Below are 24,568 nucleotides of genomic sequence, written 5' to 3'. Positions count from 1 at the left end.
GCCTTTTCCGGCGCCGCCGTGCCACCGGCGCCGGCGTTTGGCCCCTCGCACGCGGTCGTCGCGGTGTCTCCCGGCGCCGTCGGTCCCGTGCGTTGACATGACCCGACACTCGTTTCGATACTGACTCACGATTCAGTAGACCGGTCCTCGTACCCATGGCGCGAGGACCGCGCCGGCCCGTCCACGTCTGGAGACAACGTGTCCGACCTCCCCGCCGAAGCGGCCACGGCCGAGGGTGCCCCGTACATCGTGCGGAGCCTGTGATGGGTGAGACGCTCACCGGCGGCGAAGCCCTCGTCCGGGCCCTGTCCGCACACGGCGTGACCCGGGCCTTCGGCATTCCCGGCACGCACAACCTGGAGATCTACCGCCACCTGTCCGCGTACGGCGTCCGGCACGTCCTGACGCGCCACGAACAGGGCGCCGGATACGCCGCCGACGGCTACGCGCGCGCGACCGGGCGCCCCGGTGTCGTGATCACCACGAGCGGACCCGCCCTGCTGAACGCGGCGGCGGCCGTCGGCCAGGCCTACTCGGACAGCGTGCCGCTGCTCGTCGTCTCCCCCGGGATGCCCCTGCGCCACCCCCTGCTCGCGACCGGCCTGCTGCACGAGACGCGCAGTCAGACGGAGGCCCTGCGGGGTGTGGCCGCGTTCAGCCACCGCGTGTCCTCGGTCGCCGAGATCGACGCGGCGGTGGCCCGCGCCTTCACCCTGTTCCGTACCGGGCGGCCGCGCCCCGCGCACATCGAGATCCCCCTCGATCTGCTGGAGACCGCCGAAGCGACCGGCCCCGTACGCGTCACCCCTCCCGTCCTTCCCCTCGCCCCGGCGCCCCTCGCCGTGGAGCGGGCCGCCGAGGCCCTGCGCGAGGCCCGCCGTCCGGCGCTCGTGCTCGGCGGCGGAGCGCGCGGCGCGGCCGTCCCGGGCCTGGCCCTCGCCGAGCGACTCGGCGCTCCCGTCCTGACCACGGCCAACGGCAAGGGGATCGTCCCGGAGACCCATCCGCTGGCCGTCGGCGTGTCGCTGCACAGCCCCGCGGTCCGGAACTGGCTCGCGGAACGCGACGCCGTGCTCGCCGTGGGCACCGAACTCGCCGAGTCCGACTTCTGGTCCGCGCCGCCCGCCCTGAACGGCGCGCTGATCCGCGTGGACCTGGACCCGGACCAGATGTACGCGGGGCTCGCCGCGGACTTCGCCGTCGTCGGCGACGCGCGGCTCTCCCTGACGGCCCTGCTCGCCGCCGTCGGGCGACCCGGCGGCACCGACGGGCACGCGCGCGTGCCCGTCGAGGACCCCGTCCGGCGGGCGGCGGCCCTGCGGGCCGCGCGGAACGCCGAGACCGCCGGACGCGACGCCCGCTGGATCCCCTACCTGCGGGCCCTCCGTTCCGTCCTCGCCGACGACGCCCTGATCACCTCGGACAGCGCCCGGTGCTGCTACTACGGAGCGCTCCCCCACCTCCCGCTCGGCCCCGCGGGCCGCTATCTTCACCCGACCGGCTACGGCACGCTCGGCTACGCTCTGCCCGCGGCGATCGGAGCCAAGGCGGCGTGCCCCGGCCGCGAGGTCGTGGCGCTCAGCGGGGACGGCGGCCTCCAGTTCACCGTGCAGGAACTGGCGACCGCGGTTCAGCTGCGCCTCCCGCTGCCCGTCGTGGTGTTCGACAACGGCGGCTACGGGGAGATCCGCGACGAGATGGCCGCCCGGGGCGACACGCCCACGGCCGTCGACCTCGCTCCGGTCGACCTGCCCGCCCTGGCCCGCGCCTACGGAGGGCAGGGCACGCACGCGTACGGCCCGGACGAGCTGAGCAGCGCGCTCGCCGAGGCGCTGCGCACCCCCGGCCCCACCCTGATCGCCGTCCCCGAGGAGAACCCATGACCGCCGCCCCCCTGATGACGCTCACCTGGACGGACCATGTCACCGGCCGTCAGGCATTCCTCGTCGTCGACCGGCTCGTGCGGGGCGTCTCCAGCGGCGGTCTGCGGATGCGGCCGGGCTGCACGCTGGAGGAGGTCACCGGACTCGCCCGCGGCATGACCATGAAAGAGGCCCTGCACTACAACCCCGAGGGCCGGTACATCCCGCTGGGCGGCGCCAAGGGCGGGATCGACTGCGATCCCCAGGACCCGGCGGCGTACGGCCTGCTGGTGCGCTACCTGCGCGCCATGCGTCCCTACATCGAGGCCTTCTGGACCACCGGTGAGGATCTCGGGCTCACCCAGGACCTGGTCGACCGGGCCGCCGCGGAGGCCGGCCTCGTCTCGTCCATCCAGGCCGTGTACCCGCTGCTCGACGACGAGGCGGCGGCCCGGAAGCGGCTCGCGGACGCCTTCGCGGTCGAGGTCGACGGTATCGGCCTCGACGAACTGGTCGGCGGCTGCGGTGTCGCCGAGTCGGTGCTCGCCGCGCTGGACCGGACCGGGACACCGTACGCGGGCACACGGGTCGCCGTGCAGGGGCTCGGCACCATGGGCGGGGCCACCGCGCGCTTCCTCGCGCGCGCGGGACTCAGGATCGTGGCCGTCGCCGACATCAAGGGAACCATCGCGAACCCGGACGGCCTCGACGTCGAGGCACTGCTCACGGCACGGGACGCGTACGGAACGGTCGACCGCGCGGTACTGCGCCCGGCCGACCGCGAACTCCCCGGTGACGCCTGGCTGTCCGCCGATGTCGAGGTCCTGGTGCCCGCCGCGGTCTCGTACGCGATCGACATGACGAACCAGCTGAGGATCAAGGCCCGCTGGATCGTCGAGGCGGCCAACATGCCCGTCCTGGAGGACGCGGAGCGCTCGCTCGCCGCGCGCGGAATCACCGTCCTGCCCGACGTCGTGGTCAACTCCGGTACGAACGCCTGGTGGTGGTGGACCCTGTTCGGCGACATCGGCGCCGACGCGGACGAGGCGTTCGCCCACACCAGGCGCTCCATGCGCGCCCTGATCGACCGGACGCTCGCGCGCGCGGAGGCCGACGGCACGACCCCGCGGGCGGCCGCCCACGCCATCGTCACCGACCGGCTGCCGGTCATCGCGGAGCGGTTCGGCTGGTACCGCTGAGGAACGCGGCGCCGGGCCGGGGGCGGCGACTCCCTGCCGGGAGGAGAGTTCCCCGACCGACGGCGGGCGGGGCAGGCCGCCGGGCCGCCCCCGCTCCTGTCGGGGCTTCCGCCGAACGGGCTGTGTAGGGTTGCCGCGTGGCGAGAGTCCGGTTGAGCGTGGCGGAGCGGCGTGAGGAGTTGCTGCGGGCCGCCGTCGAACAGATCGAGGCGCGAGGCGTCGCGGCGGTACGGATCGCCGACGTGGCCTCGGCCCTCGGCGTGAGCAACGCGCTGGTGCTGTACCACTTCTCGACGAAGGAGAAGCTGGTCGCCGCCGCGTTCACCTACGCCGCCGAGGACGACCTCGCCCATCTGCGCAAGCTGCTCGGCCGCCGTACGACGGCGCTGCGGCGCCTTCGGGCCGCCGTGCGCTGGTACGCCCCGACGGGACAGGCCAAGGGCTGGCGCCTGTGGATCGAGGGCTGGGCGGTCGCCCTGCGGGAGCCCGCGCTGCGCGAGGTCACCCGTGATCTCGACCGGCAGTGGAAGGCCGCGATGACCGCGGTGATCGCGGAGGGCGTGGCCGCCGGCGAGTTCCGCTGCCCGGACCCCACGAGCGCGGCCCTCAGGCTCACGGCGCTGCTGGACGGACTGGCGGTCCAGATGACGGCGTACTCCGGAGCGGTGTCACGGGCGCGGACCCAGGAATGGGCGGACGAGGCACTCGCCCGCGAACTGGGCCTGGAGCGCGAGGCGTTGATGGCGGCGGTGCGCTAGCGGGCACGGCGCCCGGCCCCGTACCGACCCCGTACCGCGCTTCGCCCGCTCCCCGGCGTGGACCGCCGTGCGGGCGGCCGTCCCGGATTCCGCCGGGAGCGACCGGAACTCCTGATCCGCACCCGGCCCGGGGCACCGCGGCCACCGGGACCGGGCCGGGCCGGTCGGGCGCCCGGGTACCGGACCCGGCCGGCCCCGCCGACCGGGCCGGTGCAGGTCTCAGGCGACCGACTCGATGCGCATCTTGATGTCGTCCGGGGACAGGGCGCCCTTGGCCGCGACGTGATCGCCCGAGGACTCCCCGCGCAGCCGCCGTCCGATCCACGGGACGAGGTACTCGCGCGCCCACTGGATGTTGTCGCGGCGCACCTCCAGCGTGCCGCGCGGCGGGAGGGGCGGCCAGGGCTGGTCCGGGTCGGCCGGGACCTCCAGGCCGAGTACCTGTCCGGCACGGAGCGCCACCCGGGTGTGCCCCTCGGGAGAGAGGTGCAGCCGGTCGCCGTCCCAGGCCCGGCGGTCCTGGACCGTCTTCAGGGACCAGAGGTCGAGGACGGGACAGCCGTAGCGGTCCGCGATGGCACGCACATGTCCGTTGTAGGTGGCGATCTTGCCGCGCAGGTGCTTGAGCACGGGAACGTCACGGGTGTCGAAGCCGGTGGTCACCATGACGGTGCCGACGGCGGAGGTGAGGTCGACGATCGCGCGCTCGAAGCGTTCGGCGACCTCGTCGGGGTCGGTGCCGGGGCGGATGATGTCGTTGCCGCCGGCGCAGAACGAGACCAGGTCCGGGCCGAGTTCCTTGGCCCTCTGGAGCTGGGACTCGACGATCTGGTCGAGCAGTTTGCCGCGCACGGCAAGGTTGGTGTAGTCGAAATCGCCTTCGGGCCTGCGGTCCGCGAGAAGTACCGCGAACCGGTCCGCCCAGCCGACGAACGCTCCGTCGGGCCCAGGGTCGCCGACGCCCTCGGTGAAGCTGTCCCCCACCGCCACGTACGACCCGATCACTGATCTGTTGTCACTCTTCGAATCGTCTGCCACATGGAGCATGATTCACCTTTTGATGTGAGCTACGCGACCGTAGGGAAGGGTTGACGGCCGGTGAGATAAGCCACTCGCCAAGCATTGGTCAACTCTGGAATAGGGCTCGCGTCAAGGATGTTGAGGCAGCGATCGCCCAGAGGCCGTTGCCGCGGGCACACCGAAGGCCGGACCCGGGGGATCGTGGGGTCCGGCCTTCGGAGGTCTTCCTGCCGTCAGGAGCAGGAGGCGGGGGGTGTCAGCCCACGGCGACACCGTGCGAGCGCAGGTACGCGACCGGGTCGATGTCGGAGCCGTAGTCCGGCGTGGTGCGGATCTCGAAGTGCAGGTGCGGTCCGGTCACGTTGCCCGTGGCGCCGGAGAGACCTATCTGCTGCCCCTCGGTGACGGTCTGCCCCGCCGAGACGGACAGCGACGACATGTGGGCGTACTGGGAGTACTTGCCGTCGGCGTGCTGGATGACGACCTGGTTTCCGTAGGCGCCGCCCCAGCCCGCGGAGACGACCGTGCCCGCGGCGATGGACTTGAGCGTGGTGCCGGTCGGGATCACGAAGTCCACGCCCGTGTGGTAGCCGCTGGACCACATGCTGCCCGCCACCTTGTAACCGGTGCCGACGGAGCTGCTCGCGACCGGCAGGGTGTAGCCGGAAGAGGTACCCGTGGAAGGGGCTTCGGTGGAAGCGGCGCCGGTGGAAGCGTTGCCGGAGGGGGCCGGGTCGGCGGCCGGGGTCGCCTGGCCGGACTTCGCCGAGGTGGTCGTCCGGGTGGCCGAGTGCGTGGCCGAGTGCGTGGCCGAGTGCGTGGCCGAGTGCGTGGCCGAGTGCGTGGCCGAGTGCGTGGCCGAGTGGGCGGCGGCCTTCTTGCCGAGCGACAGCTTCAGACCGGGGTGGATCAGCGACGGGTCGCCGCCGATGGAGGAGCGGTTGTCGGCGTAGATCTTCTTCCAGCCGCCGCTGACGTTCTGCTCGTCGGCGATCTTCGAGAGGTAGTCCCCGGACCTCACCGCGTACGTCTTCGTCCCGGCGGCCTTGGCGGCCTTCTTCGCGGGAACGGCGCTCGCGGCCTTCTCGACGTGGTGCGCGACGGCGGTGGCCGGGGTCGCGGCGTGGGCGCCGGTGGCTCCCATCAGGGGCAGCGCGAGTGCGGCGCCACCGGTTCCGGCCACGGCGATCGAGCGGGTGAAACGCAAGGACTTGGGACGGCGGTGCTTACCCTTCGCGGGCATGACGAATTCCTCTCCGGCGCCTGCGGGGTGAGCTGTCGGGTGCGGGCTGGAGATGCCCGGCCACGCTGCTGCGCGGCTGTACCCCTAGCCTGTTCCGGAAAAAGAACCGGACCAGGCGCGGAACCTGTGGGTCCCCCGCTCCTGCCGTGTACGGGTGAGTGTGCGGATTCCGGGCGGCGGCAGGATTGGGCGTCCGTCCGGATTGAGGCAGAACGTAAGCGACATGAGAGCGCGTCGACAACTATGTGCGGTTTCTGTGCGCTCGCCTTTCTTGATCCATGCGGAAACCACCGTCACCCTCCGTGGAGTGACGATCTTCCCGGCCTCTCAACCCACCTGAAAATCCGGGCAGGTTGAGAAATGAGGACGGCAACGCATCGTCACGAATATGACGCTCCTCACGCGACTCACCCCAGGGCGCCCTATTCCAGGGCCAGTTGCCACGAAGGCACCTATTCGGACAGAACAGACAGATGCTGCACGCGCGGATATCCGGCACATTCGGACCCCTGCTCGGAATGGCGCACAAAACGGCACTCCCGAATGCCGCGTTTCGCCTCAATTGCCCCACGGGGCCGATACGGCCGGAGGCGTGCGACCGATCCATCGCAGAATTCGAACACGCACTCGACGTCAGATGTCGCAATGCGCCGCTTCCAGGGCGTTCCGTCCGGAAGTCGTCGGCCGTGGACAACTCATTGCCCGAGGAACCCATGTCGTATCGTCGGGAGCGCGAGCCGGTACAACTGCCGACGAGCGGCGCCGAGTCCAGCACGGCGACGCCGGCGGCCGAATGGGAGGAGCCCCCGTGACGCAGCAGGTCCCGTCGACCGAGCCCGATCTCGGCGGAGTGCGCAACTTCCGCGACGTGGGCGGACTGCCCACCGCGGACGGCCGGCGAGTGCGTTATGGGCACCTGTTCCGCAGCGGCCACCTCGCCCACGCCACGGAGGAGGACGCCGCGTTCCTCGCCTCTCTGGGTCTCCACACGATCTTCGACTTCCGCAATGCCGCGGACCAGAAGCTGGAGGGCCCGGACGTCGAACTGCCGGGCGTGCGGAACGTGAACCTCCCGCTGAGCGACCCGGCGGACGGCAGCGAGTTCTGGAAGATGGTCCGCGACGGCGATCTCGACCAGCTGCGCGCGATCCTCGGCGACGGCAAGGCCGAGAACCGGATGATCAACTCCTACCGCACGATCATCAAGGAACGCACGGCCGAGCACTCCCAGGTGCTGCACGCCCTGGCCGACGACAGCGTGCCCGCGCTGATGCACTGCGCGGCGGGGAAGGACCGCGCCGGGCTGTCCATCGCGGTCACCCTGCTCGCCCTCGGCGTCGAGCGTGAGGCGATCGTGGCCGACTACCTGGAGTCGAACGCCGCGCACCGCCGTTACAAGGTGCACCGCAACGGCTCCTCGGCCGGCGCCTACTCCCCCGAGGTGATGGAACTGCTCAGCCCGCTGTTCGACGCGCGCGCCGCGTACCTGACAGCCGCCTTCGAGACGATCGAGGAGACCTGGGGCAGCGTCGAGGTCTATCTGGAGCAGGGCCTGGGACTGACGCCGGAGCTGCGGGAGCGCCTGCGCGGGCGGCTCCTGGACTGAGCCGCCCGCCGGACCGGGTTCCCTACTGGTTCTGCGCGCCCAGCGTGAAGAGCAGGTAGATGAAGGCCGCGAACAGGTGGCCGACGGCGACGTAGATGATCAGCCGCACCCACAGGGCGCGCGGGAACCTGTCCTCCATGGAGCGGCGGCGTTCTGTGGGTTCGGTCATGACGTCTCTCCCGAGGTGGGGTGGCCCGTCGCCGGGCCGAGGCACAGCGCGGCGACGGGGCTCTGCAGCAGGGTGTGTACGAAGAGGAGCTCGGCTCCGTCGCGCTCGGCGGCGGCGATGCGGTGCGGGGTCAGCGAGTCGAAGTGGGCGCTGTCTCCCGGAGCGAGGACGTGCGCGGTGTCCCCGAGGCGCAGACTGAGCCGCCCCCGGAGGACGTACAGCCACTCCTCGCCCGGGTGGACGCGCACGATGTCGCCCTGCGAACCGTAGGGGACGTGCACGCGCAGCGCCTGCATGCCGCGGCCCGCGGAGCCCGCCTGCCAGTAGGTCCAGCCCCCGGCCGGGGCCGGTTCCATGGCGGCGGCCCGTACGATCGCGTCACGGTCGGGGACCGCCTCGCCGAGCAGTTCCGAGACCGTCGTACCGTAGACACGGGCCAGCGTGAGCAGCATCGGCAGCGAGGGCTGGCGCTGTCCGGTCTCCAGCCGGGAGAGATGGGCGGGCGAGAGTCCGGCCGCGCGGGCGGCTGCCTCCAGCGTGAGGGAGGCGCTGCGGCGCAGGGCGCGGAGCCGGGGCGCCACGGCGTGCAGCTCGGCGGACGGCTCGTCGGCCGCCCCTGTGTCGGCAGGGCTCATAGGACCATTGAGCCAAACAATTACCTCTGGGGCAATTTTCTTGCCCCAGAGGCAAAGAACCTCGCCGGACACGGTCCACCGCACCCGGGCCGCCTCGCCGGTCGCGCCCGCGAGCCTCGCGGCGACCGCCGGTGCGGCCGGGTCTCAGCGGTTCGCCACCGCCTGCTTCACCAGCGTCTTCCCGAAGTCCCACATCAGCCCGCCGCCGTTGTGCGCGTCCTCCATCACCGCGGTGAAGGCCTCCACGAACCGGTCGACATCCCGCTCGTCGATGACCAGCGGCGGGATCAGCTTGATCACCTCCAGGTGGTCGCCGGAGACCTGGGTGAGGATGTGGTGCCGCTGGAGCAGCGGCACGACGACCATCTGCGCGAACAGACCCTTGCGCGCGGCCTGCAGCATGCTCCAGCGGCCGCGCAGCTTGAGCGACGCGGGCCGGCCGAACTCGATGCCGATCATCAGACCCCGCCCGCGCACCTCGCTGAGCAGCTCGTAGCGGTCGACCAGGGCCGCCAGCCGGGACTTCAGCAGTTCCCCGGTGATCCGTGCGTGGGCGACGGTCTGCTCGTTCTCCATCACGGAGAGCACCGCGAGCCCCGCCGCCATGGCCTGTGCGTTGGAGCCGAAGCTCGCCGAGTGCACGAGGACCCGGTCCATGGAGGAGTAGACCTTCTTGAAGATCCAGTCCTTTCCGAGGGTCGCGCCGACCGGCACGTATCCGCCGGAGAGCGCCTTGGCGACACACACCAGGTCCGGTTCGACCCCCTCCTCGTGCTGGTAGGCGTAGAAGTCCCCGGTCCGGCCGAGGCCGGTCTGCACCTCGTCCGCGATGAGCAGTGCCTTGTGCCGGTGCAGCAACTCCTGGGCGGCACGCAGATATCCGGGCGGGGACTCGTGGACGCCTTTCCCCTGGATCGGCTCCACGATGAGCGCGGCGACGTCGCCCTTCTTCAACTCCCTTGCCAGGGCGTCCAGATCACCGAGCGGGACGGCCGTGTCGGGCAGCAGCGGTGCGAAGCCGTCGCGGAAGCCGTCCTCGCCGTTCACGGACAGGGAGCCGGTGGTCAGGCCGTGGAAGGCGTGCGCGCAGTACAGGATCCGCGGTCGGCCGGTGGCGTACCGGGCGAACTTCAGCGCGGTCTCGACCGCCTCCGTACCGCTGTTGCCGAAGAACACCCGGTCCAGGTGCGGGCTGTGGGTGAGCAGCCGTTCCGCGAGCAGGCCCGGCAGCGGCTGGCAGTCGAAGCGGGTGAGGTCGGCGAGCGAGGCGTCCAGGACGTCGTGCAACGCCCGCCGGACGACGGGGTGATGGCGGCCGAGGCCCATCACCCCGAAGCCGGCGAGCATGTCCAGGTAGTCGTTGCCGTCGGCGTCCCAGAAGTGCGCGCCCTCGGCCCGCTCGTAGACCTTGTCGAAGCCGATGGTGTGCAGCATGCGCGGGAGCTGGTGGTTCAGGTACTTCGTGTGCAGTTCGTAGCGCTCGGCTCCGCGCTCGGCGAGGAGCGCGCCGAGGTCGAACTCCCCCTTCTGGGCAGGGTCGGTCATTCCTGTTTCTCCTTGGACGACACTTTCTCGGCCGGCCGGTCGGCGGCCTCGATCGGCTCGTAGGCGGCCTTGGCCCGCTCGTCCCTGATGGCCAGCCCGGCGCTGATCCGTCCGGCGATCTCCACGGGCGTGAGCCCGATGTCGGCCAGTACCTCGGACCGCTTGGCGTGCGCGAGGAACTGCTCGGGGATGCCGAACCGTCTTACGGGCACGTCGACTTCGGCGTCCCCGAGGGCCAGCGAGACGGCGGCGCCGACGCCCGAGGCCCTGCTGTTGTCCTCGACGACGGCGACGAGCCGGTGTTCGGCGGCGAGGTGGGGCAGCGCCGGGTCGACGGGCTTGACCCAGCGCGGGTCGACGACGGTGCAGCCGATGCCGCGGGCCTGAAGCAGGTCGGCGGTCTGGAGGCAGACCTGGGCCATGACGCCGACCGCGACGAGCAGGACCTCCGGGCGCTCGCCCCGGTGCAGGACGTCGAGCCCGCCCACATGGTCCACCGCGGGGATCACCGGACCGACGGACTCCTTCGGGAAGCGGATCAGGGTCGGCGCGTCGTCCACGGCGACCGCCTCCCGGAGCTGGGCCTTCAACTGGTCGGCGTCGCGCGGAGCGGCGATCCTGAGGCCGGGCACGACCTGGAGGATCGACATGTCCCACATGCCGTTGTGCGAGGCGCCGTCGACGCCGGTGACCCCGGCCCGGTCGAGGACGAAGGTCACACCGCAGCGGTGCAGCGCGACGTCCATGAGGAGCTGGTCGAAGGCCCGGTTGAGGAAGGTCGCGTACACGGCGACGACGGGATGCAGACCGCCGGTCGCGAGTCCGGCGGCGGACACCGTGGCGTGCTGCTCGGCGATGCCGACGTCCCACACCCGGTCGGGGAACCGCTCGGCGAACTTCCCGAGCCCGACCGGATGCAGCATGGCCGCCGTGATGGCCACGACGTCCGCCCGCTCCTCGCCGATCCTGACGATCTCGTCGCCGAACACGGAGGTCCAGGAAGGGCCGTTGGACGGTGCGAGGGGCTCGCAGGTGAGCGGGTCCATCACGCCGACCGTGTGGAAGTGGTCCTCCTCGTGCGCGAGCGCGGGTTCGTAGCCGCGCCCCTTCTCCGTCAGGCAGTGGACGAGCACGGGACCGTGGAAGCGTTTCGCCCGGCGCAGCGCGGACTCCACGGCTCCCACGTCGTGACCGTCGATGGGACCGACGTACTTGAGCCCGAGGTCCTCGAACATGCCCTGCGGCGCGAACGCGTCCTTGAAGCCCTTCTTCGCGCCGTGCAGCGACTCGTAGATCGTGTTGCCGACGAGAGGGGTGCGCAGCAGGACGTCCTTGCCCCAGGCGAGGACCTGCTCGTAGCTGTCGGTGGTCCGCAGGGTCGCGAGGTGGTTGGCGAGGCCGCCGATGGTGGGGGCGTAGGAGCGTTCGTTGTCGTTGACGACGATGATCAGGGGCCGGTCCTTGGCCGCGGCGATGTTGTTGAGCGCCTCCCAGGCCATGCCGCCGGTCAGCGCGCCGTCGCCGATGACCGCGACGACGTGGCCCTTCTCGCCCTGCACCTGCCGGGCCTTGGCGAGCCCGTCCGCCCAGCCGAGCGCCGTGGAGGCGTGGCTGTTCTCGATGACGTCGTGCTCGGACTCCTCGCGGGAGGGATAGCCGGAGAGGCCGCCCTTGCCGCGCAGCTTGGAGAAGTCCTGACGCCCTGTCAGCAGTTTGTGTACGTAGCTCTGATGGCCGGTGTCCCACAGGATGCGGTCCAAGGGCGACTCGAAGACCCGGTGGAGGGCGATGGACAGTTCCACCACTCCCAGATTGGGTCCGAGGTGACCTCCGGTCCTGGCGACCGCGTGCACCAGGAACTCCCTCACCTCTTCGGCCAGTTCACCGATTTCCGCCTCGGACAGCGCCTTCAGGTCGCGTGGTCCCCGGATGTTCTCCAGAATCGTCACGTCGGGCCCCCTCTCGGTCCGTGCTGATCAGCTCACGGTGACGGCCGGTTCTCCGGACGCGACGCCGTCGTTCTCCATCTGCGCGGCGATCTTCATCGCCTCGTCGATGAGGGTCTCGACGATCTTCGACTCGGGGACGGTCTTGATGACCTCGCCCTTGACGAAGATCTGCCCCTTGCCGTTGCCGGAGGCGACTCCCAGGTCCGCCTCCCGTGCCTCGCCGGGACCGTTGACGACGCAGCCCATGACCGCGACGCGCAACGGGACCTCCATCCCCTCCAGACCGGCCGTGACCTCGTCGGCCAGTTTGTACACGTCGACCTGGGCCCGCCCGCAGGACGGGCAGGAGACGATCTCCAGCCGTCGCTGCCGCAGTCCGAGCGACTCCAGGATCTGGATGCCGACCTTGCACTCCTCGGCGGGCGGCGCGCTCAGCGAGACCCTGATGGTGTCGCCGATGCCCTCACTGAGCAGCGCCCCGAACGCCACGGCGGACTTGATGGTCCCCTGGAACGCGGGACCCGCCTCGGTCACGCCGAGGTGCAGCGGGTAGTCGCACTGGGCGGCCAGCTGCCGGTAGGCGTTGACCATGACGACCGGGTCGTTGTGCTTGACCGAGATCTTGATGTCCCGGAAGCCGTGCTCCTCGAAGAGGGAGGCCTCCCACAGCGCCGACTCCACGAGCGCCTCGGGCGTCGCCCTGCCGTACTTCTCCAGCAGACGCCGGTCGAGCGAGCCGGCGTTCACGCCGATCCGGATCGGAATTCCGGCGCCCTGGGCGGCCCGCGCGATCTCCTTCACCTTGTCGTCGAACTGCTTGATGTTGCCGGGGTTCACCCGCACCGCCGCGCAGCCGGCGTCGATGGCCGCGAACACGTACTTCGGCTGGAAGTGGATGTCCGCGATCACCGGGATCTGCGACTTCTCGGCGATGGTCGCGAGCGCGTCCGCGTCGTCCTGCGTGGGGCAGGCGACACGGACGATCTGGCAGCCGGACGCGGTCAGTTCGGCGATCTGCTGGAGTGTGGCGCCGATGTCCGACGTACGGGTCGTGGTCATCGACTGGACGGACACGGGCGCCCCGCCGCCGACCGCCACCGGTCCGACCTGGATCCGCCGCGTCACACGGCGCTCCGCGATCGGCCGGAGCGGTACCTCTGGGAGGCCCAGGGAAACGGCGGTCATGACGTCACCCCCGGCTTTCCGTGAAGGTCTCGCGGGCGGCCCGGATGGATTCCTTGAGGGAGCCCATGGTGGCGAGGACCGCGGTCGGCTCGTAGCCGCAGTGCGCCATGCAGTTCGCGCACCGGTCGTCCTTGCCGCGGCCGTAGGAGTCCCAGTCGGTCTCCTCCAGGAGCTGCTTGTACGTCTGCACGTACCCGTCGCTCATCAGGTAGCAGGGCTTCTGCCAGCCGAAGAGCGAGTAGCTCGGGATCGCCCACGCGGTGCACGGGAAATCGACCTTGCCCTCCAGGAAGTCCAGGAAGAGCGGGCTCTGGTTGAGCCTCCAGCGGCGCCGGTTGCCGCCCGCGAAGGCCTTCTTGAACAGTTCCCGGGTCTGCTGGACGCCGAGGAAGTGCTCCTGGTCGGGGGCCTTCTCGTAGGCGTAGGCGGGCGAGAGCATCATCTCGTCGACCTTCAGGTCGTCGTTGAGGTAGTTGAGCACCTCGATGATGGTCTGCGGGGTGTCGGTGTTGAAGAAGGTCGAGTTGGTGGTGACCCGGAAGCCGCGGCGCTTGGCCTCCTTGATCGCCTCGACGGCCTCGTCGAAGACACCTTCCTTCGCGACGGACTCGTCGTGCCGCTCGCGCAGCCCGTCGATGTGGACGGCCCAGGCGAAGTACGGCGAGGGCTTGAACTTGTCCATCTTCTTGCGCATCAGCATCGCGTTGGTGCAGAGGAAGACGAACTTCTTCTTCGCCACCAACTGCCGCACGATCTCGTCGATCTGAGGGTGCATCAGCGGCTCACCGCCGGCGATGGACACCATCGGCGCACCGGATTCGAGGACCGCGCCCACCGCCTGGGCGACCGGCATGCGCTGCTTGAGCACACCGGCGGGGTGCTGGATCTTGCCGCAGCCCTCGCACGCGAGGTTGCACGCGAAGAGCGGTTCCAGCTCGACGAGCAGGGCGAACTTGTCCCGCTTCCTTAGCTTCTGTTCAAACAGGTATGCAGCGACCTTCATGGACTGCCGAAGCGGCATGGCCATACGGCTCACCTCCGAGGGAGCGACAAAGAACGGTGCCATTCGAAAAAAGCGGGAAGAACGGAACGAAGAACGCGGAAGGCTGATATTCCACCGCGAAACGTGCCGATTCGGACGAGTTCATGTTCTGGAGCATCCACGACCACCCGGACGGCCGCAACGGGACGGGTTCCCGAGCGGACCGCGCCGAGCAGCGTGGCCGCCGACTCCATGTCGACGGCGATGGCTCCGGTCGCGAGCAGACCGGAGCGCTCGTGACCGCGGACGACGTGATCGGAGCCGGTGAGCGGCCCCGTGTGGACGGTGCGGCCCGGCACGGCGCGGGCGAGTTCCTTGACCAGCAGATCGGTGCCCACACACGGCGTGGTGCCGCCCGGGTCGCGGGTCTCCTCGGCGACGACCAGGTCACCGGGGTGCATGCCCGGGGCGAGCCCCGCGCAGAAACCGGTGGCGAGCACGGCCGCCGTGGCCAGCACCGGGTCGGCCAGCACCCGGGTGACCGACCGGTCGGCGGCCCTGGGTCCCATGCCGGTACGCAGCACGGTGACCGGCCCGCCGGCGCCGCTCCGGTCGCCACTGCGCAGGGCGAGGTGCTCGATGCCGAGCGCGCAGGCGATCAGAAGCGGGGCCGGGGCGGCCGTCCTGTCCATATCAGCCCCCCTCGGCCGCGGAGAAGGGCTCTCCGTGGACGTAGCGGCCGAGCGCGGTGAGCGGGAAGACGTGGCGGTAGAGGTGGTAGTTGATCGAGAAGTCCCACGGGAAGCCGGTCCCCGTGAAGTACGGCTCGTCCCAGGTGCCGTCGGGCAGCTGCGTCTCCGCGAGCCAGACCACCCCGCGCTCGGCGGCCTTGGAGTCGTGCTCCCCCGCGGCGAGCAGGGCGAGCAGGGCCCAGCCGGTCTGGGAGGCGGTCGAGGCGCCGCGTCCGCTCCATCCGTCGATGTCGTCGTAGGAGCGCAGGTCCTCGCCCCAGCCTCCGTCCTCGTTCTGCACGGACTCCAGCCAGGCCACCGCCCGGCGGATCGCCGGGTGCGAGCCGGGCAGTCCCGCCGCCGCGAGCGCCGGGACCACGGACCCTGTCCCGTAGACGTAGTTGACGCCCCAGCGCCCGAACCAGGAGCCGTTCGGCTCCTGATGGGAGAGCAGCCACTCGATACCCCGGCGGGTACGCGGGTCATGGGTGAGCCCCTCGACCGCCAGCATCTCCACCACGTGCGCCGTCACGTCCGCGGAGGGCGGGTCGATCACCTCCCCGAAGTCGCAGAACGGCAGCCGGTTGGGGAAGGCACTGGTGTTGTCGACGTCGAACGCGCCCCAGCCGCCGTCCTTGGACTGCATGCCGAGATTCCAGCGGACCCCGCGTCCGATGGCGTTCTCGACGCGGTCCGGGTCGTGATGCCGGACGCGGCGCAGTGCGAGGACGACCTCCGCGGTGTCGTCGATGTCGGGGTAGTTGTCGTTGTGGAACTCGAACGCCCAGCCGCCCGGCGGCAGTTGGGGCCGTTTGACCGACCAGTCGCCGGGCCGGACGATCTCCTCCCCGAGCATCCAGTCCACGGCCTTGACGAGCTGCGGGTGGTCGGCGGGCACTCCCGCGTCGGCCAGCGCGATGGTGGCCAGGCAGGTGTCCCACACCGGCGACTGACACGCCTCGATCATCCGCGCGCCGTCGTCGCGCCACACGGCGAAACGGTTTAGCGAGGCCAGCCCCTCACGCATCACCGGGTGTTCGAGGTCGTAGCCGAGCAGATGCAGCGCGATGACCGAGTAGACGGCGGGCGGCTGGATGCCTCCCCAGCAGCCGTCGTTCTCCTGGCGCTCGATGATCCAGCGGCCCGCCGTGTTCATCGCCGCTCTGCGCAGGGCGCGCGGCGCGACCCTGCGGTACTGGTGCAGCGCCTTGTCCAGACGCTGGAAGGCGCCGTCCCAACTGGTCACGGGGGCGAGCGGTCCGACCGGGTTGGGGTTGCGCGCGTCGGTGTGCAGTTCGTCCAGCGGGAACGGCGCGGGGCGCACCGGACGCGTCGCCGAGACGATGGTGAGCGGCACGATGGTCTGCCGCGCCCAGCATCCGAAGTCGTAGATGTTCAGCGGCATCCACTTCGGGAAGTAGATGAGCTCCGGCGGGAGTTCGGGGAGGTCGTCCCACTTCCACCAGCCGAAGAGGGCGAGCCAGATCCGGGTGAAGACACGGGCCGCGGCGATGCCGCCGCGCTCGCGGATCCACGCGGACGCCTTCGCCATGTGCGCCTCGTCCGGGGCGTCCCCGGCCAGCCGCAGGGCGACGTACGCCTCGATGGTGGTGGAGATCTCGCCCGGACCGCCGTAGAAGGAGGCCCAGGTGCCGTCCTCGCGCTGCTCGCCGCGGATGAACAGCGCCGCGCCGCGGGTGGTCGGCTCGTCGCGGATTCCCAGGAACTGACGGAGCAGCAGGTCCTCGGCGTCCATGGTGACGTTCGTCTCGAGGTCGCCCTTCCACCAGCCCTGGGCGTCCTGCCGCGCGAGCAGGAAGTCCGTGGCACGCTCCATGGCGCGCGTGGCGGCGTCTCGGGTCTCGACTGTCCCGGCCGCCTCGGGAGTGGTCCGATACGGGGTTTCGCTGGCCGAGGCAGCGCGGGGCGGCAGGGCCCCGGTGCTTCCGTCGGTCGTCGCTGTCATGGCTTCCCCTTCGTGCAGTGGTGTGTCTCTGCTGTGGGTCCGCCGTCGGCCGGTGCGTTCGTTCGGATGGATATCCCCCCGCTCGAACGAGGTTCGAAGCTTGGGAAAGGCACCGGCCGGCGACTACGCGAGGTTTATTCGACCGATAACGATCATCTCTTCCGCACGACGACGAAGTCGGCCAGCGCCACGAGCTGGGCGCGTACCTGCTCGGGCATCGGCACGGCGTCCAGCGCCTCGATGGCGATCGCGTGCTGGCGGCGCGCCTCCTGGGCGGTCCACTCGCGGCCGCCCGCCTCCTCGATGAGCGCGGCGCGCACGGCGAACTCCTCCTCGGAGAAGTTCTCGAAGTCGCTGGCCTTGGCGTCCTCGGCGAGCAGCTCGCCGAGGCGCTCGGAGGCGGGGCCGCTCGCCGCGAGCGCGGCCACGACCGGCAGGGACTTCTTGCGCTGGCGCAGATCGCTCCAGGTCTGCTTTCCGGTGGCCTCCGGGTCGCCCCAGATGCCGAGGAGGTCGTCGACGGCCTGGAAGGCCAGGCCGAGGTGGTAGCCGTAGCGCTCCAGCGTGTCGGCGGTGAGGTCGTCGGCGCCGCCGAGGACCGCGCCGATGGAACAGGCGCAGGCGAGCAGGGCGCCGGTCTTGTTGCCCTCCATCTCCAGGCACTCCTCGACGCTGACGCGGTCGCGGTGCTCGTAGGAGATGTCCTGGGCCTGGCCGTCGATCAGGGCCCGGGTGGCGGTGGTCAGGCGCCGGGTGGCCCGGCCGGCCTCGACGGTGCCGAGCTCCAGCAGGACCTCGTTGGCCAGCGCGAACAGGGCGTCGCCGACCAGGATCGCCTGGGCGGGGCCGTGCACCTTCCAGACCGTGTCGCGGTGGCGGCGCTGTTCGTCGCCGTCCATCAGGTCGTCGTGCAGCAGCGAGAAGTTGTGCACCAGCTCGACGGCGACCGCGCCGGGGACGCCCACCTCGGGGGCCGCGCCGGCGGCCTGCGCGGAGAGCACGGCGAGCGCGGGGCGCACCGCCTTGCCGCCGTCGCCGTCCGCGGGGTTGCCCTCGGCGTCGATCCAGCCGAAGTGGTAGGCGGCGACGGTGTCCATGGGCGGCGCCAGCCGGTCGACAGCCGCCTTGAGCACCGGTGTGGCCAGGGTCCGGCCGCGCTCCAGGAGCGCGGTCACGTCCACCGCGTCGGCAGCCGTTTCGGCCGGGGGCACAGTGGGCACAATCTCTCCTCTTGTTACGGAACCGGGGGTGCGGGGGCCTGCCATGCTCCGGTCGAGCGTCATGCCGCCTCCTCGAAGAGTCCGAGGAGGTGGTCGCGGGGCCGGCCCAGGGCGCCCAGCGCGGCCTTTGCCGCACCGACTCCACTGCGAACCGCACTCTCCATGGTCGCGGGCCACCCTGTGGCGGTCCACGCTCCGGCCAGGTACAGGCCGGGGGCCTTGGTACGGGCACCGGGCCGCAGCCGCCCGACGCCCGGGGCGGGAGCGAACGTCGCGGTGCGCTCCCGGGTCACGAAGAAGTCCTTCACCCCGGCGCCGCGCGCACCGGGCAGCAGCCGCTCCAGCTCCGGCAGATACCGCTCCCGGAGTACGGCGACGGGCTCGTCGATCTCGTCCTGGGCGGCCGACTGCGACAGCGCCAGGTACTGCCCCTCCCGGAGTCCGGACGCCTCGGTGCGGTCGAAGACCCACTGCACCGGGGAGCCCAGGGCCGCGAAGAACGGCGCGGTGAGGACCTTGCGGTCGTAGACGACGTGGACGTTGAGGATCGGCGCGGTGCCGATGTCCAGAAGCCGCTCGGGGGCGTCGAGCGCCCCCTCGGGCAGGAGCTCGTGGGCCTCGCGCTGGGGCACGGCGAGGACGACGGTGTCGGCCTCGATGCGCTCGCCGGGAACCTGAACGCTCCAACGGCCGTTCTCGTAAGGGGAGACGGAGGTGACGCGTGTACGGGTCTCGGTACGTACGCCCGCGGAGTCGAGCGCCTTGCGGGCCAGGGTGTCATGCAGTTCGCCCAGCGGGACGCGCGCCCAGCCGATGTCGGCCGCGCCCGGGTCGGACAGCAGACCCGTCTTGAACACCATCGCGGCGAGCCCGAGCGAGGAGTCCTGGGCCACCGCGTTGAGGGTGGCGACCCCCACGAGGTCCCACAGTGCTTCGACGGCACGTCGCGACTGACCGTGCCCGGCGAGCCAGTCGCCGAAGTTCTGCGCGTCGAGCGCCGGATCGTTGAGGTCCAGGCCCTTGAGCGCGAGCGCGGCACGGCCGACCTTGGCACGCTCGGCGAGCGAGAGGTGCTGATAGGTCGCGAGGCTGCGCGCGAGGTGCAGCGGAACGGGCAGCGCGCCGCGGCCGATTCTGCCGAGCCGTCGTCCCGCCGGTGCCTCCGCGTCGAGAACGGGCACGTCGAGACGATCCTGCAGAGGCGCGAGCGCGGTCCCGTCGACGCGGTCGAGGAACCAGCGGTAGGCGGTGCAGCAGCGCAGGAACACATGCTGTCCGTTGTCAACGGTGAGCTCGCCGCGCTGGAAGGAGAACGCGAGACCGCCGAGGCGCGGCCGCCCTTCGAGCAGGGTCACCCGGAGCCCGGCGTCGGCCAGCGCGAGCGCGGCGGTGATCCCGGCGAGTCCACCGCCGATCACCACGGCGGCGGTCCGGCCGGAGTCGTCCGTGGACTCGGCCTCGCTCATGACGCACCCTCCCCCGCGGCCGCGCCGGGGTCGTCGAACGCTCCACGGCAGGCCGTTGCAGTCAGGGACGCCACCCGGCTCCGGAGGGTTGCCTGCCACTTTTCGCCGGCCGCGTCACCGCGGCCCATGGTGTCCATCAGACACGCCTCCGGACCGTACGGCGGGAGACGTGCCGGGCGTCGAGGCCGGAGAGGCCGCGCACGGCGACGTACGCCTTCTCGCGTCCCGGCAGGGACACCCGGCCGCGCAGCACGGCCTCCGGCTCGCGCTCGATGCGGTCGAGAAGGCGCCGGTAGATGCCCGCCATGGCCGCGACGCAGGCACCGCTGCGCCGGTCCAGCATGGGCAGCAGCCGGTAACCCTCCGCGAAGAGGGCACGCGCCCGCCGTACCTCGAAGTGCACGAGACCCGCGAAGTCCGAGCCCGGCGGTGGAGTCGGCCCGGCGAACCCGGCCGAGCAGCCGAACTTGGCCAGGTCGTCGGCGGGCAGATACGTGCGCCCGCCCTCGGCGTCCTCGCGGACGTCCCGCAGGATGTTCGTGAGCTGGAGCGCGAGCCCGAGCGTGTCGGCGTACTCCGGCGCGCGCTCCGCGCCGCGCGCCCCCGGTTCGGTGCCGAAGACCCCGAGCGAGAGCCGCCCGATCGCTCCGGCCACGCACCGGCAGTAGACCTTCAGGTCGTCCCAGGTCTCGTACGTCTCACCGCGCACGTCCATCAGCACGCCGTCGATGAGCTCGTCCAGGCCCCCGAGGGGAACCGGGAAGTACCCGGCGGTGTGGCTGAGGGCGACCGCGACCGGGTCGGTGTCGTCCTCGGCGACGTCACCCGCCCGGACGCGGGCGAGCAGCGCCCGGGTCTCCTCCAGGCGCGCCGCCTTCACGTCCGGCGCCAGCGTGCCGTCGCCGATGTCGTCGACGCGCCGGGAGAACGCGTAGAGCGCCGACATCGCCCGGCGCTTGGGCGTCGGCAGAAGCCTGATGCCGTACGCGAAATTACGAGCCTGCTGACCGGTCACCGCCTCGCAGTAGCTGTACGCGGCGAGTACCGGTGCGGACACGTGCTGTTCCGACTCCACGGTCCGGATCACCCCTCTCCTCGCAGAGTCACTCCCACCTCGCGCAGCAGCTGGAGCTTGCCGGGCTTGGGCGGGCCGGGAAGTACGTCGTATTCGGCGGCGGCGATCGCGCCGATCGCCGCCTTCCCCCCCGCGACAAATCCCGCGAGCAGCAGTTTCAGCCTGCCGTGGACGCTACCCACGAGGGGGGTGCCTTCATTCAGGAGGTTCAAGGCGCGTTCTGCTTCGTATGCAACCAGTGCTCGCACCGATGCGCCTGCTGTGGGGACGGCGAGATCCGCTTCGACGACGTGAAAGCGCTTCATGTCCTCGGCGGGCAGGTAGACGCGGTCGCGGCCGAGGTCCTCGGCCACGTCCTGGAGGTGCTCGACGATCTGGAGCGCCGTGCACACCGCGTCGGAGCGGCGGATCCGCTCGGGCGTGGACGTTCCGGTGACGGAGAGGACCAGACGGCCGACGGGGTTCGCGGAGAGTTCACAGTAGGCGAGCAGATCGTCGTAGGTCTCGTACCTCTTGACGAGCTGGTCCTGGCGGTTGGCCGCGATCAGGCCGAGGAAGGGCTCGGGGGTGAGGCCCGCGCGGCGGACCGTGGGCTGGAGCCGGCGCAGCAGGGGGTGGCTCGGGGTCGAGTCGAACACGCGGTGAAGATCGGCTTCGAGTGCGTCGAGCAGGACCAGACGGTCGTCGGCGTCCGCGGCCGGCACACCGAGGAGACGGGCGTCGGCGCCGCCGGGGGCGAGGTCGCCGTCACCGATGTCGTCCACGAGGCGGGCGAAGCCGTAGACGGCCATCAGGTCGTCGCGCCAGGCCCTGGGCAGGAAGAACGGGGCCACGGGGAAGTTCTCGTCCGCGGCTTTGTCGAGGGTGCCGCGCTCCGGATCGCCGGTGCGGGCCGTCCCGGCTTGGGTCACCGCTCGCCGCCCGGCGCGAGGACGGCACACGCATCGCGGAGCTGGAGAGTCACCGTAGCCATTGCCGTCACATCTCCCGTTCTACACTGCCGACCCAACACTGCCCATTTCGGACACGCCGCCCGAAGATCCGCTCGGCGTGACGGTGCCAGGTGTCGCGTATTATCGCCCTACTTGACGCGTTTCAGCACCGGTACAGCTTACGTTGTACAACGCGGCACGCTCCGCCGGGGTGTCCTGCACATCACAACAACACACCGATTGGCGTCAAGATTCCTCGCGCCGACGGGAGTTGACGTTTCCTTTGCAGACGCAGGGCCCCGCCGGAGAGTTCCGGCGGGGCCCGGGTCCTGTCATGGGCGAATCGGGCTACTTGCCCGTGAACTTCTCGTACTCCTTGAGGACGTCCTCGGTCGGGCCGTCCATGCGCAGCTCGCCGCGCTCCAGCCACAGCACGCGGTCGCAGGTGTCGCGGATCGACTTGTTGTTGTGGCTGACCAGGAACACCGTGCCCGCGCTCTTGCGCAGCTCACGGATGCGCGCCTCGGACCGCTTCTGGAAGGAGCGGTCACCGGTCGCGAGGGCCTCGTCGATCATCAGCACGTCGTGGTCCTTGGCCGCCGCGATCGAGAAGCGCAGCCGGGCCGCCATGCCGGAGGAGTACGTCCGCATCGGCAGGGTGATGAAGTCGCCCTTCTCGTTGATGCCCGAGAAGTCGACGATCTCCTGGTAGCGCTCCCTGACCTGATCACGGGACATGCCCATGGCGAGGCCGCCCAGGATGACGTTCCGCTCGCCGGTGAGGTCGTTCATCAGGGCCGCGTTCACGCCGAGCAGAGAGGGCTGGCCGTCGGTGAAGACCTTGCCCTTCTCCGCGGGGAGCAGACCGGCGATGGCCCGCAGGAGCGTGGACTTGCCGGAGCCGTTCGAGCCGATCAGACCGATGGCCTCGCCCCGGTACGCGGTGAAGGAGACACCCTTGACGGCGTGCACCTTGCGGACACCGCGCTCCTCGCCGCGCTTGACGATGCGGCTGAGGGCGGACGTGGCGCTGCCCTTGCCGGTCTTGGCGCCGTTCACGCGGTAGACGATGTGCAGTTCGTCCGCGATGACGGTCGGGATGTGCGACCTCTTCTCGAGCTCAGCCACGGCCGTACCTCTCTTCAGCCTTCCAGAAGTAGACGAACCCGCCGACGGCGGTGACCACGGCCCAGAAGACGGCGATGGCCCACACGTGCGGAGGCAGGTTGGAGGAGCCGTAGCCGTCGATGAGCGCGAAGCGCATCAGGTCCATGTAGACGGCGGCCGGGTTCGCCTGGAGCGCGCGGGCGATCCATTCGGGGCGGCCGGCCAGCATGGTGCTGATGGAGAACATGACACCGGAGGCGTACATCCAGGTGCGCAGGATGAACGGCATGAGCTGGGCGAGGTCGGGCGTCTTCGCGCCCATCCGCGCCACGATCAGGGCGAGGCCGGTGTTGAACAGGAATTGGAGGAACAGCACCGGGACGATCAGCAGCCAGGACAGGCCGGGGTAGCTGCCGAAGCCGATCGCCACGATGAACAGCACGATCATCGAGAAGAGCAGCTGCTGGAGCTGCTGGAGGGCGAACGAGATCGGCAGCGAGGCACGCGGGAAGTGCAGTGCGCGCACCAGGCCCAGGTTGCCCGAGATCGCTCGCACGCCCGCCATGATCGAGCTCTGCGTGAAGGTGAACACGAAGACGCCGGTCACCAGGAACGGGATGTACACGTCGTGCGACATGCCGCGGTTGGCCTTCAGGATCAGCCCGAAGATCAGGTAGTAGACGAACGCGTTGAGCAGCGGCGTCACCACCTGCCAGAGCTGGCCCAGCTTGGCCTGGCTGTACTGGGCGGTGAGCTTCGCCTGCGAGAAGGCGAGGATGAAGTGCCGCCGGCCCCACAGCTGATGAACGTACTGGCCCAGCCCGGGCCGGGCGCCGCTGACCGCGAGGCCGTACTTGGCGGCCAGTTCGGCCGCGGAAAGCCCGTCATCGGGCGACGGCCGGTCGCTCACCGCGACTCCGCCGTCATGCGTGGTCTCACTCACAAGGGGAACTTTCGTCTTCAAGATGCGCACAGCCGGTTGGGACGTGGGCATGAGCCGGGAACCGGGTAGGGCCCGGGTGCTCTCAGGGTCGAGCTTGTCAGATGACCGGAGGCCGGCCCAGTCGGGTCAGCCGCCACACCGTGCGCCACCTCATGGGACGCCTCGGTCCGCAGGGACTCCTCCAGCCTTCCCTGAATCCGCCGAACCAGGCTCGCAGAGCGGCCCGCGAGGGGCGGCGCAGCAGGGTCAGGAGCATCCAGACGCCGAGGTAGACCGGGACGAGTGGCGCGGGAAGGTTCCGGCGCGCGAGCCAGACGCGGTTGCGGGCCACCATCCGGTGGTACACCGCGTGCCGCGAGGGGGCGGTCGCCGGGTGGTACAGCACCATGTCGGAGCGGTAGTCGATCATCCAGCCGGCGTCGAGGGCCCGCCAGGCCAGGTCGGTCTCCTCATGGGCGTAGAAGAACGCGTCCGGGAGTCCGCCGACCTCGGCGAGGACCTTCGTACGGACCGCGTTGGCGCCGCCGAGGAACGTGGTGACGCGCGAGGAGCGCATCGGGTCGGCGGCGCGCAGCCGCGGCACGTGGCGCCGCTGGGTCTCGCCGGACTCGGGGTCGGCGATCCGGAAGCTGATGATGCCGAGCTCCGGGTCGTCGGCGAAGGCCCGGCGGCACAGTTCGGCCGTGTCGTGGTGGGCCAGCAGGCCGTCGTCGTCCAGGAAGAGCAGGACGTCCACGTCGGTGCCACCGGGGCCGAAGGCCTCGATGCCGACGTTGCGGCCGCCGGGGATGCCGAGGTTCTCGGGCAGCTCGACGGTCCGGACCCCCGCGGGGACGTCCGGGACGGGTGAGCCGTTGCCGACCACGACCACCTCGACGCGGTCGCCGTCCTGCTTGGCGACGGAGTCGAGCAGGGCCCTGAGCTCGTCGGGGCGGTTGCCCATGGTGATGATCACCGCGCCGACCTTCGTCGTAC

At 70.8% G+C, this 24,568-nt stretch carries 22 protein-coding genes and 1 riboswitch; of the genes, 4 read left to right on the top strand and 18 right to left on the bottom strand.

Annotated features, from left to right (window positions below):
• Positions 1-263: 263 nt before the first annotated feature.
• The 3 genes from OG485_RS36295 (at position 264) to OG485_RS36285 (ending at position 3,819) form a co-directional block, all read left to right on the top strand.
• The gene (locus OG485_RS36295) at positions 264-1,883 is read left to right on the top strand and encodes a thiamine pyrophosphate-binding protein (protein ID WP_328672770.1); all 1,620 of its coding nucleotides are present in this window, start codon (positions 264-266) and stop codon (positions 1,881-1,883) included.
• Positions 1,880-3,061 carry a glutamate dehydrogenase gene (locus tag OG485_RS36290; RefSeq protein ID WP_328672769.1) on the top strand — a complete coding sequence of 394 codons (1,182 nt, stop codon included), beginning with the start codon at positions 1,880-1,882 and terminating at the stop codon, positions 3,059-3,061. Before OG485_RS36295 ends, OG485_RS36290 begins: the two co-directional genes overlap by 4 nt.
• A 137-nt stretch (positions 3,062-3,198) precedes the next feature.
• Entirely contained in the window at positions 3,199-3,819 is a 621-nt protein-coding gene (locus OG485_RS36285) for a TetR/AcrR family transcriptional regulator (RefSeq protein ID WP_328672768.1), read from the top strand.
• 219 nt (positions 3,820-4,038) lie between these two features.
• Here the strand turns inward: OG485_RS36285 and OG485_RS36280 are convergent, their stop codons facing one another.
• Positions 4,039-4,824 carry an SGNH/GDSL hydrolase family protein gene (locus OG485_RS36280; protein ID WP_328674785.1) on the bottom strand — a complete coding sequence of 262 codons (786 nt, stop codon included), beginning with the start codon at positions 4,822-4,824 and terminating at the stop codon, positions 4,039-4,041.
• A gap of 271 nt (positions 4,825-5,095) precedes the next feature.
• Positions 5,096-6,082 carry a M23 family metallopeptidase gene (locus OG485_RS36275; RefSeq protein ID WP_328672767.1) on the bottom strand — a complete coding sequence of 329 codons (987 nt, stop codon included), beginning with the start codon at positions 6,080-6,082 and terminating at the stop codon, positions 5,096-5,098.
• Positions 6,083-6,086: 4 nt separating this feature from the next.
• A riboswitch (cyclic di-AMP (ydaO/yuaA leader) is annotated at positions 6,087-6,249 on the bottom strand.
• Between the two features lie 641 nt (positions 6,250-6,890).
• Here OG485_RS36275 and OG485_RS36270 point away from each other — a divergent pair.
• Positions 6,891-7,688: a tyrosine-protein phosphatase gene (locus OG485_RS36270; RefSeq protein WP_328672766.1), complete on the top strand. Its 798-nt coding sequence runs from the start codon at positions 6,891-6,893 to the stop codon at positions 7,686-7,688.
• Between the two features lie 22 nt (positions 7,689-7,710).
• Here the strand turns inward: OG485_RS36270 and OG485_RS36265 are convergent, their stop codons facing one another.
• The 16 genes from OG485_RS36265 to OG485_RS36195 form a co-directional block, all read right to left on the bottom strand.
• Entirely contained in the window at positions 7,711-7,827 is a 117-nt protein-coding gene (locus OG485_RS36265) for a DUF6126 family protein (protein ID WP_037618597.1), read from the bottom strand.
• 26 nt (positions 7,828-7,853) lie between these two features.
• Positions 7,854-8,492 carry a helix-turn-helix domain-containing protein gene (locus tag OG485_RS36260; RefSeq protein WP_328672765.1) on the bottom strand — a complete coding sequence of 213 codons (639 nt, stop codon included), beginning with the start codon at positions 8,490-8,492 and terminating at the stop codon, positions 7,854-7,856.
• A 144-nt stretch (positions 8,493-8,636) separates the two neighbouring features.
• Entirely contained in the window at positions 8,637-10,037 is a 1,401-nt protein-coding gene (locus tag OG485_RS36255; protein WP_328672764.1) for an aspartate aminotransferase family protein, read from the bottom strand.
• The gene (dxs, locus tag OG485_RS36250) at positions 10,034-11,986 is read right to left on the bottom strand and encodes a 1-deoxy-D-xylulose-5-phosphate synthase (protein ID WP_328672763.1); all 1,953 of its coding nucleotides are present in this window, start codon (positions 11,984-11,986) and stop codon (positions 10,034-10,036) included. The genes OG485_RS36255 and dxs overlap by 4 nt, the downstream gene beginning before the upstream one ends.
• 27 nt (positions 11,987-12,013) lie before the next feature.
• Positions 12,014-13,171: a flavodoxin-dependent (E)-4-hydroxy-3-methylbut-2-enyl-diphosphate synthase gene (gene ispG / locus OG485_RS36245; RefSeq protein WP_328672762.1), complete on the bottom strand. Its 1,158-nt coding sequence runs from the start codon at positions 13,169-13,171 to the stop codon at positions 12,014-12,016.
• A gap of 4 nt (positions 13,172-13,175) precedes the next feature.
• Positions 13,176-14,198 carry an adenosyl-hopene transferase HpnH gene (gene hpnH, locus OG485_RS36240; protein ID WP_328552270.1) on the bottom strand — a complete coding sequence of 341 codons (1,023 nt, stop codon included), beginning with the start codon at positions 14,196-14,198 and terminating at the stop codon, positions 13,176-13,178.
• A gap of 5 nt (positions 14,199-14,203) precedes the next feature.
• Positions 14,204-14,845 carry a phosphorylase family protein gene (locus tag OG485_RS36235; protein WP_328672761.1) on the bottom strand — a complete coding sequence of 214 codons (642 nt, stop codon included), beginning with the start codon at positions 14,843-14,845 and terminating at the stop codon, positions 14,204-14,206.
• Between the two features lies 1 nt (position 14,846).
• On the bottom strand, positions 14,847-16,850 hold the full coding sequence (gene shc, locus OG485_RS36230; protein WP_328672760.1) for a squalene--hopene cyclase: 2,004 nt from the start codon (positions 16,848-16,850) through the stop codon (positions 14,847-14,849).
• A gap of 152 nt (positions 16,851-17,002) precedes the next feature.
• Positions 17,003-18,115 (bottom strand): polyprenyl synthetase family protein, encoded by a 1,113-nt coding sequence (locus OG485_RS36225; protein WP_326790707.1) that lies wholly within the window; start codon positions 18,113-18,115, stop codon positions 17,003-17,005.
• Positions 18,116-18,129: 14 nt separating this feature from the next.
• Positions 18,130-19,536: a hydroxysqualene dehydroxylase HpnE gene (gene hpnE / locus OG485_RS36220; protein WP_328672759.1), complete on the bottom strand. Its 1,407-nt coding sequence runs from the start codon at positions 19,534-19,536 to the stop codon at positions 18,130-18,132.
• Complete coding sequence (locus OG485_RS44110; protein ID WP_443048971.1) at positions 19,533-19,664, bottom strand: DUF6380 family protein; 132 nt, start codon at positions 19,662-19,664, stop codon at positions 19,533-19,535. Before OG485_RS44110 ends, hpnE begins: the two co-directional genes overlap by 4 nt.
• Positions 19,665-19,672: 8 nt before the next feature.
• Positions 19,673-20,623, bottom strand: coding sequence for a presqualene diphosphate synthase HpnD (gene hpnD, locus OG485_RS36215; protein WP_328672758.1), 951 nt, complete (start codon positions 20,621-20,623; stop codon positions 19,673-19,675).
• Positions 20,620-21,522: a squalene synthase HpnC gene (hpnC, locus tag OG485_RS36210; RefSeq protein WP_328672757.1), complete on the bottom strand. Its 903-nt coding sequence runs from the start codon at positions 21,520-21,522 to the stop codon at positions 20,620-20,622. The genes hpnD and hpnC overlap by 4 nt, the downstream gene beginning before the upstream one ends.
• Before the next feature lie 369 nt (positions 21,523-21,891).
• Complete coding sequence (locus OG485_RS36205; RefSeq protein WP_328672756.1) at positions 21,892-22,671, bottom strand: ABC transporter ATP-binding protein; 780 nt, start codon at positions 22,669-22,671, stop codon at positions 21,892-21,894.
• A complete protein-coding gene (locus OG485_RS36200; protein ID WP_328672755.1) occupies positions 22,664-23,593 on the bottom strand; it encodes an ABC transporter permease in 930 nt (309 codons plus the stop codon). Before OG485_RS36200 ends, OG485_RS36205 begins: the two co-directional genes overlap by 8 nt.
• Positions 23,594-23,690: 97 nt before the next feature.
• The gene (locus tag OG485_RS36195) at positions 23,691-24,536 is read right to left on the bottom strand and encodes a glycosyltransferase family 2 protein (RefSeq protein WP_443048970.1); all 846 of its coding nucleotides are present in this window, start codon (positions 24,534-24,536) and stop codon (positions 23,691-23,693) included.
• Positions 24,537-24,568: the final 32 nt, after the last annotated feature.

The sequence above is a fragment of the Streptomyces sp. NBC_00328 genome (assembly GCF_036139655.1).
Classification (GTDB): domain Bacteria; phylum Actinomycetota; class Actinomycetes; order Streptomycetales; family Streptomycetaceae; genus Streptomyces.
This window is presented reverse-complemented; position numbering and strand designations above follow the sequence as displayed.